Below are 14,586 nucleotides of genomic sequence, written 5' to 3'. Positions count from 1 at the left end.
AAATCCCGCAGGATAGCGCCAAGTGATAGAATGCTGCCCCTTTCCGGAGGCGTCTACGTATGCCCATCCCTATTCGACTACCAGAGTGACGCGCGATGATTGCAACCACCACTGGCTTATTCCGCCCGCTTTTACAGCTGGGCCTTATTCCGCAGATTTTAATTGGCATCGTGGCAGGTACGCTGCTCGCAATCTTTGCACCCGCAATTGCCGGTGATGTAGCGCTACTGGGGCAGCTATTCATTTCCGCTCTTCAAGCCGTTGCGCCTATTTTAGTTTTTGTTCTGGTGGCAGCCGCTATTTCCGCCCATAGGCAGGGGCAGCCCACGCATATTCGTTCGGTGCTAGTGCTGTATATTGTCGGTACGCTGATTGCGGCACTGATTGCGGTAGCCGCGAGCTTTTTGTTTCCTACGGAGCTGTCGCTTAACGCAGAACAGGTAAGCGGTAACCCGCCCGGAAATATTTTTCAGATACTGCAAAACCTACTGCTGAATGCGGTCGCTAACCCTGTTACTGCGCTGATGGAAGGTAATTTTATTGCTATTCTTGCTTGGGCCGTCGGTTTGGGTTTAATGCTGCGCCAAGCCAGCGAAACCACGCGCCTTGCTCTTAGCGATCTTTCTGACGCCGTTTCACGAATTGTGGCGCTGGTTATTCGCATTGCCCCACTGGGTATCTTTGGCCTGGTGGCAGGTACGCTGGCCGAGTCAGGCATCGAGGCGCTGCTTAATTATGCCCAGCTACTAACCGTTATTGTGGGCTGCATGCTGTTTGTCGCGCTGGTGAGCAACCCACTGCTGGTGTACATCGCCACCCGTCAAAACCCTTACCCACTGGTCTTTGCCTGCCTGCGTGGCAGCGCGATCACCGCCTTCTTCACGCGTAGCTCTGCTGCCAACATCCCGATTAACCTTGAGCTTTGCCGCCGCCTGAAACTAGACCCCGACACCTACTCCATCTCTATTCCGCTGGGCGCCACCATCAACATGTGTGGCGCGGCCATCACTATCACTGTCATTACCCTGGCCACGACACATACCTTAGGTATTAGCGTCGACTTCCCGACCGCCCTACTACTGTGCATCGTATCCGCCCTGGCGGCTTGCGGCGTTTCAGGCGTGGCGGGCGGCTCGCTAATGCTGATCCCGATGGCCGCTAACCTGTTTGGCATTCCTACCGAAGTGGCCATGCAGGCGGTTGCGATTGGCTTTGTGATCAGCGTGGTGCAGGATTCCACAGAAACGGCGCTTAACTCCTCAACCGATGTACTGTTTACTGCGGCTGCTTGCCGAGCTAAAGAGACAAAGACCAGCGCCTAAATTTAGAGCGTTCAGCCTTCTCTTAACAGCCACGCTCCCGCTGTTAAGAGAAGGCCAATAAATACGAACGGGCCGTTTTGGTATTTGGCTTCTTACGATTAGCATCACCCACCACTTGCTCAGAAGCGGCGAAGCGCTTTGTAACGCTCAGGTTGACAAACGAGTGTTCTTTATATAGAACGTTCTATATAAGGAACAACGAGACACTCTTCATGGATAAGCTTTCACTTAATACGTTGGGCCAGCATTTACAGTCGCTGCGTCAGCAACAAGGCCTTTCGCTTTCTCAGTTGGCGAACGCCGCCGGTATGGCTAAATCCAATTTGTGTCGACTTGAACAAGGCAACGGCAACCCAACGCTGGATACCATCTGGCGGCTGGCCGTTCAGCTCAACACTCCCTTTGGCACCCTAGTCGCGCCGATTACCGTACCGCTGGGCGAAGACGGCGTGCAGGTACGCCTCATTGACCAAGGCAAAGACTCCCCCCACGTGGATGCCTACTGGATGCGCTGCGCACCCAACACGCGGCGCCGGGCTGAAACGCATACACCGGGCACGCAGGAATCACTGACCCTTATTAGCGGCTGGCTGGAAGCTGGACCGGAAGGTAACACCACGCAGCTTACCCCCGGTGAAAGCCTGACCTTCCCTGCCGATAAACCACACATTTATCGCACCCAAGCGGCAGAAGCCACCATGATCCTGACCATCACCTATGGTGAAAAAGGTGATACACCATGAGCCATGCATTAACTCACTCAGCGCTAAAAGGCGCACGAGAAGCCATCCCTCTGCTGGGCGGCTATATACCGGTCTCGCTCTCATTCGGACTAGTGGCGACACAAGCGGGCTTCACCACATGGGAGGCCGCCGCTATTTCACTACTGATCTACGCCGGGGCCTCGCAGTTTCTCTTTGTTGGTATGATCGCGGCGGGTTCGCCGCTTTGGCTGGTTGTCGCCATGACGCTATTGATCAACGTACGCCATGTGGTTTATGGCCCTAATCTAGCCGCATTATTGCCTCAGAGCCGTCACTGGCCCTGGCTGATGCACGGCCTTACTGATCAGGTGTTTGCTTTAGCCTTAACGCGGCTTCCTCACTTAGATAAACCGGAGCGCTTCGGCTGGTTTTTGGGTGCATCGCTCCTCGCCTGGGGCGCCTGGATCATAGGGACTATCGTAGGGGCGACGGCGGGAGATGCGTTCACCGCTCGCTGGCCTCTGCTGGGTGAGATTATGCCTTTCGCCCTGCCCGCGCTGTTTTTAACCATGGTAGCACCGCGGTTTACCGACAAACGCTGGTCGCTCGCACTCAGCGGGGCCATAGTATCCGCACTCTTGTTTACGCTATATGGCTGGGCCAACGTCGCCATCCCGCTTGCTGCCGCCTGCGGCGCGCTCTGCTTCTATATGGTTAAGCTTGAATCCAGCAAAGGTGCGTTATGAGTACAGGGCTTTGGTTAGCGGTTATTGCCTCGGCATTAGGTACGCTACTCATACGCGTCGTTCCTTTTTTGTGGATGCAGCGCCGCTTAGGCAGTGATAGCGGCATCAACAACATGCCTCAGTGGCTGGGTATTTTAGGGCCGCTAATGATTGCAGCGGTGCTGGGCGTTTCTATTGTACCGGTTAACCCAAGTACGATTTCATGGACCGCAACCGCCATTGGCCTGCTGGTTACCCTACTGATATGGCTGCGCGTGCGTTCACTGGGTTGGCCGGTGGCAGCAGGCGTCGGCATGTTTGGGCTAGTGCAAGTAGGCGCTTCCGTGCTTTAACACATGTACCAACACGTCAGTTGCTGAATAAATCAGCAACTGACGTTAACCACTCACCAGCAGCAACCTACCAGCTATATTTCAGGCTACCCACCACGCTGCGTGAGGCACCGTAATAGCAGTAAAAGTCGCAGCCACTGACATACTCTTCATCGGTAAGGTTGTTGACGTTGACCTGGGCAGTCCAGCTGTCGTTAATGCGGTAGCTCGCCATGGCATCATAGAGCGTTGTAGAAGGGACATTTTGCTCAATAGCGCTATTCGCGCTGGGTACCGTTTCCCCCATATAACGCACACCCGCCCCTACCGAAAGCCCAGCCAACGTGCGGCTCATATCATAATCCAACCACGCTGACGCCATGTGCCTGGGCACCAAGGGAACGCGCTCATCCCGCAGTGCATCATTCGCATCATAGCGGGCATCGGTATAGGTATAGGCCGCAATCAGTTTTAGCTCATCTGTTAAATAGCCCACACCTTCGATCTCCACCCCCTGCGAGCGGCGCTTACCTACCTGCTCTTGAACAGGCGCACTGGTCGAGATCAGGGTGTTATTCTCTTCGACATCAAAGGCGGCAATGGTGAGATAACCATCAACGTCCAGTGGGGCAATTTTAACCCCAGCCTCAAACTGGTGGCCCTCTAATGGCTCATAACTAGCGCCATCTGGACCAATACCCGCCACCGGGGTGAACGACTCACTATAGCTCACGTAGGGGGAAACTCCGTTTTCGCTCAGGTACATCGCACCGGCCGTAACAGAGAGGTGTTCGTCATCGTACCCTTCGCTGGAGCTGCCCGTGGTATCGCTAAAATCGTCGCTGCTATCAACATTATCGTAGCGCGCCCCGGCAAGCAGAACCCACTGATCGGCTATGCGCAGTTGGTTTTGAACATAGAGCCCCACTTGGCGGCGATCGACATTATGCTCAGTGGGGTCGCCGGTATCCGGCGCCGTAAACGCCGAGTAATCGGGGTTATAGAGATCCACCGTATCGATATTTGTAAAGAAGCTAGAGCCATCACCCAGGGTGCGGAAACTGTCGCGGTTGGTGTAGTTTAAATTCAGCTCTTGATAGCCCGCGCCAACCAATAACGTATTCTCTGTGTTCTCGGTATAAGTACGCGCGATGAGTCGGTTATCAATATTAAACGCATCGTACTGGCCATCCCGGTCAATAATCCCACGGGAAATACTACGTGGCGGCGTTATATACGAATTGGGGTAAACGTTGCGCAGTTCCAAATCCAAATGGGTATAGCGGGCATTCTGCTGAAACTCCCAGGTATCGTTTATCTGGTGTTCCAGCTCATAGCCAATCGCAACCTGGCGCTGATCTAACCGATCATAATCCGGTTGACCAAAATTGGTCGCCGGATCAATTTTCCCAAACGGAGAGTCTTCAAGGGTACCCAGTGCCGGAAAGAACCCATTGGTAGGCACGCCCTGGTCTTTCTGGACGCTAGCAAGGAAGGTGACGGTGGTATCATCGCTAACATCGACCGCCAGGCTAGGCGCAAAGTAATAGCGCTCTTTTTCACTCCCGTTGAGCTCGCCCTCACCATCGCGATAGAGACCCACCAGCCGATAGCGCACGTCATCGCGCTGCCCCACCGGGCCAGACACATCCACCCCTACCTGGCGATGATCATGGTTACCGGCTTCAACCTGCAGCGTTCCTTGCGGTTCACGGGTGGGCCGTTTACTAATCCCGTTGATCATGCCGCCAAGGGGTGCCTCGCCATAGAGAATTGACGCAGGCCCTTTCAAAAGATCAACACGTTCAAAGCCAAAGGGCTCACTCATCCACCAGAAATAGCCTCCTGTACGGAAGAGCCGCAAACCATCCTGGTAAGTAGCGCCTTCCGCACTAAACCCACGCAGAAAAAACCAGTCGGCATTGTTGTCATTGCCGTAAGGCTGAGACACAACACCGGAGCGGTACTGGAAGGTTTCGTCATATTTATTGACGCCTCGATCCTCAAGCTCCTCCGCACTCACGGTTGAAATAGCGCGAGGCGTTTCGACGTCCGGGGTATCTACCTTCAGCGCGGTCGCCGTCACTACGGTGGTCCCCATGTTCACAGCCTCTTCCTGCGCCAGTGCAACAAAAGGCACAACACACAGCGTACCCCCAAACGACACAACCAACGCACGGCGAATAGCGGCAGACAACGGTGTAACGGAAAAAGGCGAACGACGCATGTTAAACAGACCTCACTGACAGGTAGAACGGGGGAGAGGAGCACGTGTTTTTATAGTAGGCATACCGGGAAAGACGAATGATACGGATTATCACTCACAACTACAATAACCGCACGATGTCAAGTTCTCTTAGCCGCAACATCATTCACAGGCCGTATCCCCCCGCCTGAGGAGCCTTGTGCTCTTTCGCGCTTTATTTCTAAAGTGACCAGCCATGAACCAGATTGGCCGAGGCATATTTATTTGTCAGATAGCTAAAAAAAGCTTTGGGATGGGGCTAGATTAGCCACTTAGAACACAGCTTTAGGCCTAGCAGACTCGTGCTCATTATTGTTAACCGACAACACAAAACAGCCGACTACCTTCGAGCCAACAGCGAAGCACATCGCAAAAGTGGGTAACTTTCAAAGAGCACGGGGAGACATACGGGAAGGAAGATTGATTTTGAGCCATGGGACTTAAAATCTCTTGCCAGAAGCAAGCAAAAATTAGAAATGGTGGGCCCAGTAGGACTTGAACCTACGACCAAGGAATTATGAGCCGTGTAAATAACATGCCAATAATCGCCTTTGACTGTATTCTTAGTTACTTACCCACAGCCTCACTGTCTCAATTCGCCTTCCTAAGTCGTTTTTGTTGACGTATTGTGGACATTGCTTTTTTCAAAACCATTTAATTTAAAATATGTAATAATTATATTACCGCATCAGTTAGGATTAAAAGCTCATATTCAGGCCTTTTATTTCCGCTACATTTTTGTAGAAATCGAATCTTTTCTTGGAACACTCTCTTAACTCACTATCAACAATTGACCTATATTTTCTATTCAATTCATGTTCTTCCACTACAAGAGCCACTCTGTAACTTCGGTCGAAATAATCGTCAGAAAAAACCACCTCTTTTCCATTTTCGGCGTAATTACTTTTTAGCGATTCCACTTGTTCATTAGCTTCAGCTATAGCTCGCTCTTCAGAACCTACTAAATCCCTATAATACCTTGACTCAATTTCATTAAAATCAGGCCTTTCACATCTTAAAGTCTCTATATTAACTGTAGCCAGACTCCTTAATTCATTTAAATATTCAGGGGGATACCTATCTCCATCTGCGTTTTTATCTTCCATTTCATCAATAGCATTTAATATTGAAAGGTATAGATTTGGCCAATTTCCTGATACGTCACTTAAGTACTCAGTTACTGTAAAATCTCTGATACTTCCAAAAGTACTGAGTGATCCAACAAGCTCAACAATTCCAATCTGCTGAATATCCGTTAAAATCAACTCCCACCGAGCAAGTTCAAGAGCATCAAGCTCAGTTTGCACCTGTTGTTGTATAGCTTCAATTCTATCTGAAGCCTCTCTCTCTCTAAGTTCAGCCACTTCAACTTCTTTTAGCAATACATCGCTGCGTTCTCGCTCTTTTTGTAAACTCAAATATGCTTCCCTGGCTTCTTTTTCTAATTCATTCCTTATAGCTAAAAGGCCATTAATTTCACTTTCGTATGATGCTATACTTTCTTCAAGGTTTTCATTACGCAACGCAACTTCGTTCAATTCAAACCTTCTATCAGCCAAATCTGTCTCAATCCTAGCCAACTCACCTTCCAACCGAACTTTATCCAACTCAACTTGTGCATTTTTTTCTTCTAACAATTGATGCTGAAAAACAGGTCTTACTGTATAAAAATAACCAAAAACAACTACTAAAAGAGTGCCCACCTGCGCAGCTGTGCTAAAAAAATCATTGTAATTAATTTTTTTACCATTACCACTTATGCCTTTATATTTTCTTTTTTTTAAATAAAAATTTAAATTATCTTTTTTGCTCACTTAGCATCCCTAGAAAATTATATGTATCAGATTAAACTAAAAAAATCTATCTCTATTTTTAAAAAATATTTAAATAAATGAATTTTAAAAATTAATGATTATTCTCCTTTTTAAATATCGCATTCCATTAAAAATTTTACCCACAATGCCTTCCCCCTGGAAATCACCTATTCACAACTCGTTGTGCTAGTTGGTACCCGTCCCTGTTTTCTTCAACGTGCGGCGCGCCCTCTCTATCTTGGGGCTTACTTGTCCGCACCCTTCATCTGTCTGCCCAGTCATTAACCAAAGTGTGTACTTCGGCCATTGCTTGCAAACAGCTTCTAGCATTTCACCTTTTGGCGCTCTGCCTGTTAACTCGATGTTCTCTAAAGTTTTTTAGGGATTCCAATCAGTTGGGAAAACTCAGCTCGTCCGCTTGTTTCGGCCTCGCGTATTTGACGTATTTTCTCGGTCAGCTTGCTTGACATGTCCCGACTTCTCGGTATCCCGAATTTAGGTGGTATACCGATAAATCGGTATACCACACAGCAATGTTACTGCTTTAACGCAATAACGCTTTAACGCAAAAACGCATTTACTGATTCAAAGCCTATCACAGCCCATTACAGTGCAGGTAATGACACATGGAAACGAGCAACGCGCCCCAGGTTCCGGCCACCGTGCCAACAATGACCATCGAACACTTCTCGCAGCTCTCCGGCCAAGATGAAGGTGTGCTTCAAGGTCACATCCGCCGCGGCTACCTCCCCACCATCAAGGTTGGTCGTTACCGCATGATCAATGTAGCGCTCCTCAACGCCCAATGTCTTAGCGCTGAGGAGTGGGCATGAACGCTATCACCACTCAAGCCCCTGTTGTCTCTCTCGCAGCGCTTATCACGTTGCTTGATATCGAAGGCCTGACCATCTGCACTCAGCGCCTTATGCTCGACGGTAAAGCGACGCCTGACAGTGTATTGCTACATCAACACATCGTCCCAGCAGGCGGCTTCTGCTTTATCGCTGTACCTGCTGACCACCTGCCAGCGCTCGACCTGAACGACACCACTATTACCGTGTTTCTAACATCCACGAAGGCACTACGTACGGCATCGTCTTTAAGCACTGCCAGCACGCCTTGAACTACCTCATCAAGCACTATGGCCTGGCCCCGGCCACTCCCTGCGGTCCCACTGCTACCAATGCCTCCCCTCGTTCCTCGGTAGTGGTTTTCCCCGCGCAACGACCCGCAACCCCACGACTAACGCGCCGCCCCTTATCCACAGCGGCCTTTAGCCCTTACGGAGTTATACACATGAGTAAAAAAACAGCCCATCCGGGTCTTTCTCGATCAGGAAATTCATAGCCGGTATTTGATCCAGGCAGGCACCCACGGCCTAACCCCCTCAGCCCTAGACGAGCGCCTAATTCAGCACGGTATTACCCAGCTAGAAGGCGGCGATAAAACACCGCTGGAAGCCCCTGGTAGTGATGCGCCTCCCGCTCCCACCACCACAAAGGCCTGATCAATGTCCCTTGCCAAGCCTTCACCAACGCTCTTAAAGCGTCAGATATCCAATTGCCTAAAGGGCAGCGCACGCATGTTTTACGGCACATGTTCGCAAGCCACTTCGTGATAAACGGCGGTAACTTACTAATACTTCAAAAGATATTAGGACATCAAAGTATACAAATGACCATGCGTTACGCACATCTAGCACCGGATCATTTAAGGGAAGCAATCACATACGGCCCGAAAGTCTTCGGTTGACACTTGGTTGCCACTTTGAGGAAAAGTACAGAAAGGAAGGGGAAGCGCGAGGATAAGTCATTGAAAAATGGTGGGCCCAGTAGGACTTGAACCTACGACCAAGGGATTATGAGTCCCCTGCTCTGACCAACTGAGCTATAGGCCCGAAAAGCGTGCATATAATAGCGAATGTGGCGGGGAGAGGCTACCCCTACGCATGTATCTTCGTACGGGAATGGCACTTTTTACGAGATTGCGGGTCTTGAGATGGAGTTCTTTATGCGGAGACGCGCCTTGAAAGCTTTGATTGCTCTTTTCCCGTTGCTGCTAACGGTGCCGGTTCAAGCCGATTGGCAGCTTGATCCTGGTGAGTCGCGTGTAGAGGCGGCGATTACTCAGCTCAACGGGGCGACACCTCAAACGCATCATCATCAGGTGCGCGATTTAGAGGGAGATATTTCGCCCGATGGTACGTTGCGTCTGCCGCTTAAGCTGAGCCAGACCGACCTGCTTTCGCGCTTTAATGATCTACCGCCATGGGTCGCTCTGCTATCGAATACGACCCTGGTCACGCTGGTTGGGCAGATGCCGCCGGAACGGCTGGATGCACTGGATATCAATGAGTCGCTGGTCGAGACCATTACCTTTCGTGTACAAAACGAAATGGTGAGCCGGGAGGAGTCGGTGCCCTTGCGCTTTACCCGCGAAGGCTTGAATCAAGTGAGGGTGACTCACGCAGAGCCAATGACGCTGGATGGCAAGACGTTAATGGCAAACACCACGGTCCGTACTCTGCTATCCATGCTTGGCTATCAACAGATTGACGATAACGTGCCCATTACGCTGAATGCCTTGCTGATTAACCGTTAAGCCTTTAGCGAATAATCTTTTTAAGCGGGCTCAGTCGCCCGGCGCACATTAGCCAGTAACGGGCTACCGGTCGCCGGGTCGGAAAGTAACGTGCAGTCGACCTGATACAGCTTGCGCACCAGCTCTGGCGTGACCACATTCGCGGGCGCGCCCTGATCAACAATTTTCCCATCACACATGGCGATCAAGTGGTCCGCGTAGCGGCAAGCGCTGGCTAAATCATGCAGTACCATCACCACGGTGCGACCATGCCCAGCCAAGTGGCGCACCAGTTCAAACACCTCGATCTGGTGGCCTAAATCAAGCGCGGAAGTCGGCTCATCCAGCAGTAAAAGCGGCGTTTGCTGAGCGATGGTCATAGCGATCCACGCACGCTGGCGTTGCCCACCCGAAAGCGCGTCAATGGGGCGATCCGCTAAATCCTCAAGCCCTGCCGCCAAAAGCGCGTGTTGTACCACTCGCTGGTCTTCGGCTGACCATTGCCGCAACCAACCCTGATGCGGCTGACGCCCAAAACGAATCAGTTCCGTTACCGTTAGCCCTTCTGGAGCGATAGCCTCCTGGGGCAACAGCGCCAACTGCGTGGCGAGTTGGCGAGACGGTAAGCGTTGAATATCTTCACCGTTGAGCAACACGCTACCTTCATCGGGCTTATGCAAACGCGCCAGGCCCGCAAGTAGTGTCGATTTACCACATCCGTTAGGCCCTACAATGGCTGTCACTTTGGCACTGGGCAGTGTCACCTCCAGGCCATCGATCACCCGCCGCGTGCCATAACCCATGCTTAATGCGTGAGTGGCTAGTGTGGGCGGGGTTCGAAAATCGTTCATGCGTGACTCCGTTGCGGGCGCATCAAAATCCATAAAAGCCAAGGGCCGCCGATGATGGCGGTGACAATACCAACCGGCAGTTCGATTGGCGACAGTAGCGTTCGTCCCGCAAGGTCCGCTAACACCATCACCAGCGCACCTGCCAGCGTAGCTGCGACTACCGGCACATGGCGCGGAGTGGAAAGTGCACGGGCAATTTCAGGGCCGATTAGCCCCACCATGCCTACGGGGCCCGCCACCGCAACGGCCAAGGCCGTTAAAGCAACCGATAGCAGTAATATTTGGATACGGCGCACGGTGGTGTTGATGCCCAAACCGCTGGCCGTAGCGTCGGAAAACCGCAACACCGTGAGTGAGCGTGCCAGCACCAGCGCAGCAACAAAGCCCAGCACTAAGCCAATTCCCAGCAGTTGAACTGAGCCGCCGGAACGGGCATTGAGGGAACCGACAGTCCAGGGATAAGCAGCATTGGCTGTATCGATAGCCACGCGCGCCAACATCAGTTGCGTGATGGCCCCAAAGATGGCCCCTACCCCAATCCCCGCAACGATAAACCGGTACCCTTGCGTGCCGCTGCCAGCAGCAAGCCCAAAGGTAATAACGGCAGCCGTGGCGGCGCCGGTCAAGGCCATCGCGGAAGGCGCCAGCGATACGCTCATCCCCACAACGGAGGCCACCGCAAAGGCGGTGGCACCGTTATCAATACCAATAATACCGGGCGTGGCCAAGCGGTTACGTGCCAGCGTTTGCATCAAAATACCCGCCAGCGCAAAGGCGCCTCCGGTCAAACAGGCGGCTACAAGCCGCGGCAAGCGTAACTCCTGCACCATAAAACCGGTCATCATATCGCCCTGCCCAACCAGTGCTTGTACTACATCGCGCGGGTCCAGGGTGACGGTGCCAAGGCTAAGGTAGGTAATGCAGGCGAGCAGCAATGTGACCGCTAACCCACTGTTAACCCAAACGGCTCGCTGCTCAAGCAGAATACTGTAGCCATCGCCTCGGCGCTCGCCCCAGCGCCAGTAGCCCGTTGGCGGCTCTACCGGCTCTTCTTCATAACGCACCATTCCCATATCGGGTGTTCTCGCGACCACAGCCGTGGCGCCCTGTTTTTTGAATTCAGCTTTTAACCAGCGAGGCGTCATAACAAACTCACAACATGGGTAAACGGCGGGCGCGTACAACAGCAATAAGCACAGGCGCTCCGCACAATGCCGTAAGAACACCCAGCGGTAGTTCAGAGGGAGCGACCACCAAGCGGGAAATAACATCGGCCGAGACGACGATTAACGGGCCAATCGGTAAACAAAACCATAGAGTGCGTCGGATATCCGGCCCGGCAAACGCACGTGCAACAAAAGGCACTACCAGCCCGACAAAAATAATAGGCCCGGCAATGGCCGTTGCGGCCCCGACCAAAAGCGCTACGCAAAGTACGACCAATGCACGAATCAGCTGAGGATGATGCCCCAGCCCCGATGCCATCCGCTCCCCGAGCGCTAATGCGGATAAAGGGCGCGCAATCAACACAACCAAAAGCGTGCAAAAGGCGATAGAAGGCAATACGGCTATTAGATCTTCCAGACGACGGCCGGCCAAACTGCCAATCACCCAGAAGCGCACTTCGTCAGCAGAGCGCTGGTCAAACAGCAGCAGTAGCGCGGTCATCGCCCCCAGCAACGCCGAGAAAGCAGCACCGGCTAGCACCAGGCGCACTGGGTCATTACCCACGCCGCGCCAACGCGCTACGCCCAATACGCAGAGACAGCCTATCAATGCACCCAACTGCGCGACGGAAATACGCAGGGTGGCCGCACTTGAACCCAGCACTAGCGCCAATGCAACAGCAAACGCCGCCCCCGCACTGACGCCCAGCAACCCCGGTTCCGCTAGCGGGTTACGCGCAACGGCTTGCAAGAGCGCACCCGAAACACCCAGCGCCATACCCACCGCAATGCCAATCAAGGTGCGTGGTGCACGCAGCTCCCATACGACAAAATGCGCGTCACTGTCTTCGCTACCCAACAGCATAGAGAGCGCTTGTAATGGCGAAACGCTGCCAGCCCCCACCAACAAACTAACGACGCTCACCGCCACTAGGGCGGTGAGCAGGCTTAACAGCAGCGTTCGTTGTTCAAAGCGCTGCGTTAGCGAACTTACTGACATGTTCGTTCCTTCACAGGCGTACCTTGATAGTAAGGACGCTTAAGGCAAGAGCGCTTGTTCAATATCGTTCAAGATGGCCTGGGCAGCCAGCGGCCCTGAGGCGCTGCTCCATACCTGACCATTCACAGGCACAACGTGTTCTTGTTGCACAACATTCAAACGGGTGAAGGCATTACTCTGTTCGGCAGCCTCCAACGCTTGCTGGCCATCTTCATTTAGCGTGGCAAGAAATAGCCAGTCGCTGTCAATCAGTGAGAGGTTTTCAAGGCTTAATACATCGCTATGGGCACTGCCCTCACTGACCAGGCCTTCGTCTTCCACCATCAGCCCTGTCGAAGCAAGTACGCCGGTTGAAAACAGCTCAGAGGACATGACCATGGGGCCAGCAGGCATCCACCGCACCAGGTAAGCGGTGCCGCCGACATTGGCATCACTCAAACGTTCGTTAAGCTCTGCGGCACGCTGCTCCACCTTTTCAAGCGCTTCATCAATTTCTGCTTCTTTACCCAGTGCTTGGCCAAACAGCTGCGTTTCTGCTTTCCAGCCGTCGCGAGAAAAACCGCTTGTTTTAGGAACGACCGTGGGGGCAATACGTGACAGCAACTGGTACTGCTCTTCAGCAAGCTGGGGCGCTGCAAGAATCAGGTCCGGTTGTAAACGAAGCACCGCTTCGATATTGAGTTCGCGGGTAACACCGACCATTTCCAGCGCGCTTACATCGGTGTGTTCACCAATATAAGCAGCGACATCGTTGCTGCCACGCGAAGCAATTGCGCCTATCGGGGTGACACCAGCGGCCAACGATGCGTCTAACGCGCCTTCATATAGCGTTACAACACGCTCCGGCGCATCAGGCACTTCAATTTCTCCAAAAGCAGTATCCAGCTCTCGGGCTTGCGCATTGGTAATCAAGCTACTCAATAGCACACCGGCCAAGCCAAGACGCAGTACCGAACGCAGCATAGTGAACCTCTATTCTTAGACTATTCGTTCGAATAGTAACGATTCTCAAAAACATTTGCATCTATATTAAATAGAACCCGTCGTTCCATTTTACGCAACACAAAGAAAACCGCTTGTGTAATACCCCTGCCCCTAGACCGGCCCTCCCTGCGTTTCTATTTTAGCAACGCATTGTTCCATGATATTGGCTCGCGCATGGGAATTTTTCTTTTTAGAACCCCACCCTCATTTGATAATAAATATCATTACCGAATCATTTACCAAGGGGATCGCTATGCCACGCTTTACTCGTAATGCTTTAGCCAGCGCTGTTGCTCTTGGGCTGACCGCTGGCGCGGCCAATGCTCAGGAAAATACCCAGCTTAATAACATGGTGGTGACCGCTTCCGGGTATGAGCAAACGCTAAATAGTGCCCCTGCGAGTATCTCTGTGGTAACGCGGGAAGAACTGGAGCAAAACCAGTTTTCCAACATTGCCGAGGCAATCAAGGATATTCCAGGCGTCGATATTCGCTCCGGCACTGGCAAAACAGGTGGCTTCAATATTTCCATCCGTGGCATGCCAAGTGCTTATACGCTGATCCTGATTGATGGGCGCCGCCAAAACGCCTCGGGCAATGTCACACCCAATGGCTTTGGCGAGACCTCAACCAGCTTTATGCCGCCCCTTTCAGCGATTGAGCGTATTGAAGTTATCCGTGGCCCAATGTCCACTCTTTATGGTTCGGACGCCATGGGCGGGGTTATCAATATAATTACTCGTCGCGTTAGTACTGAATGGGCAGGCTCAGTAACGCTTGAGAACACCTTTCAGCAAGATCGTGATGCGGGCAACAACTCAGCAATTAATCTCTACACTTCAGGCCCACTGGTTGAAGATACGC

The 14,586-nt window shown here is 52.3% G+C and carries 15 protein-coding genes and 1 tRNA gene; 9 read left to right on the top strand and 7 right to left on the bottom strand.

Translation table 11 applies throughout. The annotated features are described in order from the left end of the window. Positions 1–95: 95 nt before the first annotated feature. The 4 genes from sstT to ACT3TY_RS13750 all read left to right on the top strand — a co-directional run bounded on the left by sstT (position 96) and on the right by ACT3TY_RS13750 (position 3,104). Positions 96–1,322 (top strand): serine/threonine transporter SstT, encoded by a 1,227-nt coding sequence (gene sstT / locus ACT3TY_RS13765; RefSeq protein WP_444628614.1) that lies wholly within the window; start codon positions 96–98, stop codon positions 1,320–1,322. A gap of 212 nt (positions 1,323–1,534) precedes the next feature. After that, the gene (locus ACT3TY_RS13760) at positions 1,535–2,065 is read left to right on the top strand and encodes a helix-turn-helix domain-containing protein (RefSeq protein WP_444628613.1); all 531 of its coding nucleotides are present in this window, start codon (positions 1,535–1,537) and stop codon (positions 2,063–2,065) included. Then, positions 2,062–2,772: an AzlC family ABC transporter permease gene (locus tag ACT3TY_RS13755; protein WP_444628611.1), complete on the top strand. Its 711-nt coding sequence runs from the start codon at positions 2,062–2,064 to the stop codon at positions 2,770–2,772. The genes ACT3TY_RS13760 and ACT3TY_RS13755 overlap by 4 nt, the downstream gene beginning before the upstream one ends. Further along, positions 2,769–3,104 carry an AzlD domain-containing protein gene (locus tag ACT3TY_RS13750; protein ID WP_444628609.1) on the top strand — a complete coding sequence of 112 codons (336 nt, stop codon included), beginning with the start codon at positions 2,769–2,771 and terminating at the stop codon, positions 3,102–3,104. Before ACT3TY_RS13755 ends, ACT3TY_RS13750 begins: the two co-directional genes overlap by 4 nt. 67 nt (positions 3,105–3,171) lie before the next feature. On the opposite strand, the gene ACT3TY_RS13745 is transcribed toward ACT3TY_RS13750, so the two are convergent. Together ACT3TY_RS13745 and ACT3TY_RS13740 are read right to left on the bottom strand one after the other, a co-directional pair. Next, complete coding sequence (locus tag ACT3TY_RS13745; protein ID WP_444628607.1) at positions 3,172–5,310, bottom strand: TonB-dependent siderophore receptor; 2,139 nt, start codon at positions 5,308–5,310, stop codon at positions 3,172–3,174. Positions 5,311–6,026: 716 nt separating this feature from the next. Further along, positions 6,027–7,142, bottom strand: a complete 1,116-nt coding sequence (locus ACT3TY_RS13740) for a hypothetical protein (protein WP_444628606.1) — start codon at positions 7,140–7,142, stop codon at positions 6,027–6,029. Positions 7,143–7,768: 626 nt separating this feature from the next. Between ACT3TY_RS13740 and ACT3TY_RS13735 the strand changes: the two genes are divergently transcribed. The 3 genes from ACT3TY_RS13735 to ACT3TY_RS13725 all read left to right on the top strand — a co-directional run bounded on the left by ACT3TY_RS13735 (position 7,769) and on the right by ACT3TY_RS13725 (position 8,894). Next, positions 7,769–7,975, top strand: a complete 207-nt coding sequence (locus ACT3TY_RS13735) for a DNA-binding protein (RefSeq protein WP_193054487.1) — start codon at positions 7,769–7,771, stop codon at positions 7,973–7,975. Next, the gene (locus ACT3TY_RS13730; protein ID WP_444628604.1) at positions 7,972–8,265 is read left to right on the top strand and encodes a hypothetical protein; all 294 of its coding nucleotides are present in this window, start codon (positions 7,972–7,974) and stop codon (positions 8,263–8,265) included. Before ACT3TY_RS13735 ends, ACT3TY_RS13730 begins: the two co-directional genes overlap by 4 nt. A 380-nt stretch (positions 8,266–8,645) precedes the next feature. After that, entirely contained in the window at positions 8,646–8,894 is a 249-nt protein-coding gene (locus tag ACT3TY_RS13725; protein WP_444628637.1) for a tyrosine-type recombinase/integrase, read from the top strand. A gap of 68 nt (positions 8,895–8,962) precedes the next feature. Here ACT3TY_RS13725 and ACT3TY_RS13720 read toward each other — a convergent pair. After that, a tRNA-Ile gene (locus ACT3TY_RS13720) sits at positions 8,963–9,039 on the bottom strand. A gap of 113 nt (positions 9,040–9,152) precedes the next feature. Between ACT3TY_RS13720 and ACT3TY_RS13715 the strand changes: the two genes are divergently transcribed. Next, the gene (locus ACT3TY_RS13715) at positions 9,153–9,743 is read left to right on the top strand and encodes a hypothetical protein (protein ID WP_444628602.1); all 591 of its coding nucleotides are present in this window, start codon (positions 9,153–9,155) and stop codon (positions 9,741–9,743) included. Between the two features lie 20 nt (positions 9,744–9,763). Here the strand turns inward: ACT3TY_RS13715 and ACT3TY_RS13710 are convergent, their stop codons facing one another. The 4 genes from ACT3TY_RS13710 to ACT3TY_RS13695 are packed head-to-tail and all read right to left on the bottom strand — an operon-like array spanning position 9,764 to position 13,702. Then, the gene (locus ACT3TY_RS13710) at positions 9,764–10,573 is read right to left on the bottom strand and encodes an ABC transporter ATP-binding protein (protein WP_192527436.1); all 810 of its coding nucleotides are present in this window, start codon (positions 10,571–10,573) and stop codon (positions 9,764–9,766) included. Continuing rightward, positions 10,570–11,718 (bottom strand): FecCD family ABC transporter permease, encoded by a 1,149-nt coding sequence (locus ACT3TY_RS13705; protein ID WP_444628600.1) that lies wholly within the window; start codon positions 11,716–11,718, stop codon positions 10,570–10,572. The genes ACT3TY_RS13710 and ACT3TY_RS13705 overlap by 4 nt, the downstream gene beginning before the upstream one ends. A gap of 7 nt (positions 11,719–11,725) precedes the next feature. Further along, the gene (locus tag ACT3TY_RS13700; RefSeq protein ID WP_172117541.1) at positions 11,726–12,739 is read right to left on the bottom strand and encodes a FecCD family ABC transporter permease; all 1,014 of its coding nucleotides are present in this window, start codon (positions 12,737–12,739) and stop codon (positions 11,726–11,728) included. Between the two features lie 39 nt (positions 12,740–12,778). After that, the gene (locus tag ACT3TY_RS13695; RefSeq protein WP_444628599.1) at positions 12,779–13,702 is read right to left on the bottom strand and encodes an ABC transporter substrate-binding protein; all 924 of its coding nucleotides are present in this window, start codon (positions 13,700–13,702) and stop codon (positions 12,779–12,781) included. Between the two features lie 274 nt (positions 13,703–13,976). Between ACT3TY_RS13695 and ACT3TY_RS13690 the strand changes: the two genes are divergently transcribed. Then, positions 13,977–14,586: TonB-dependent receptor plug domain-containing protein (locus tag ACT3TY_RS13690; protein ID WP_444628598.1), on the top strand; the 610-nt coding region annotated here is incomplete at its 3' end.

The sequence above is a fragment of the Halomonas sp. AOP22-C1-8 genome (assembly GCF_052378905.1).
In the GTDB taxonomy this organism is placed as follows: Bacteria; Pseudomonadota; Gammaproteobacteria; order Pseudomonadales; family Halomonadaceae; genus Vreelandella; species Vreelandella citrativorans.
Note: the sequence above shows the minus strand (reverse complement) of the source record. Positions and strands in the feature narration are given on the sequence as shown.

Bases quoted from the DNA above. Each gene is read 5' to 3' on its own strand.
- ACT3TY_RS13710 (WP_192527436.1), bottom strand. From the start codon at position 10,573: ATGAACGATTTTCGAACCCCGCCCACACTAGCCACTCACGCATTAAGC.
- ACT3TY_RS13735 (WP_193054487.1), top strand. From the start codon at position 7,769: ATGGAAACGAGCAACGCGCCCCAGGTTCCGGCCACCGTGCCAACAATG.
- sstT (WP_444628614.1), top strand. From the start codon at position 96: ATGATTGCAACCACCACTGGCTTATTCCGCCCGCTTTTACAGCTGGGC.
- ACT3TY_RS13730 (WP_444628604.1), top strand. From the start codon at position 7,972: ATGAACGCTATCACCACTCAAGCCCCTGTTGTCTCTCTCGCAGCGCTT.
- ACT3TY_RS13750 (WP_444628609.1), top strand. From the start codon at position 2,769: ATGAGTACAGGGCTTTGGTTAGCGGTTATTGCCTCGGCATTAGGTACG.
- ACT3TY_RS13700 (WP_172117541.1), bottom strand. From the start codon at position 12,739: ATGTCAGTAAGTTCGCTAACGCAGCGCTTTGAACAACGAACGCTGCTG.
- ACT3TY_RS13715 (WP_444628602.1), top strand. From the start codon at position 9,153: ATGCGGAGACGCGCCTTGAAAGCTTTGATTGCTCTTTTCCCGTTGCTG.
- ACT3TY_RS13745 (WP_444628607.1), bottom strand. From the start codon at position 5,310: ATGCGTCGTTCGCCTTTTTCCGTTACACCGTTGTCTGCCGCTATTCGC.
- ACT3TY_RS13695 (WP_444628599.1), bottom strand. From the start codon at position 13,702: ATGCTGCGTTCGGTACTGCGTCTTGGCTTGGCCGGTGTGCTATTGAGT.
- ACT3TY_RS13705 (WP_444628600.1), bottom strand. From the start codon at position 11,718: ATGACGCCTCGCTGGTTAAAAGCTGAATTCAAAAAACAGGGCGCCACG.
- ACT3TY_RS13755 (WP_444628611.1), top strand. From the start codon at position 2,062: ATGAGCCATGCATTAACTCACTCAGCGCTAAAAGGCGCACGAGAAGCC.
- ACT3TY_RS13760 (WP_444628613.1), top strand. From the start codon at position 1,535: ATGGATAAGCTTTCACTTAATACGTTGGGCCAGCATTTACAGTCGCTG.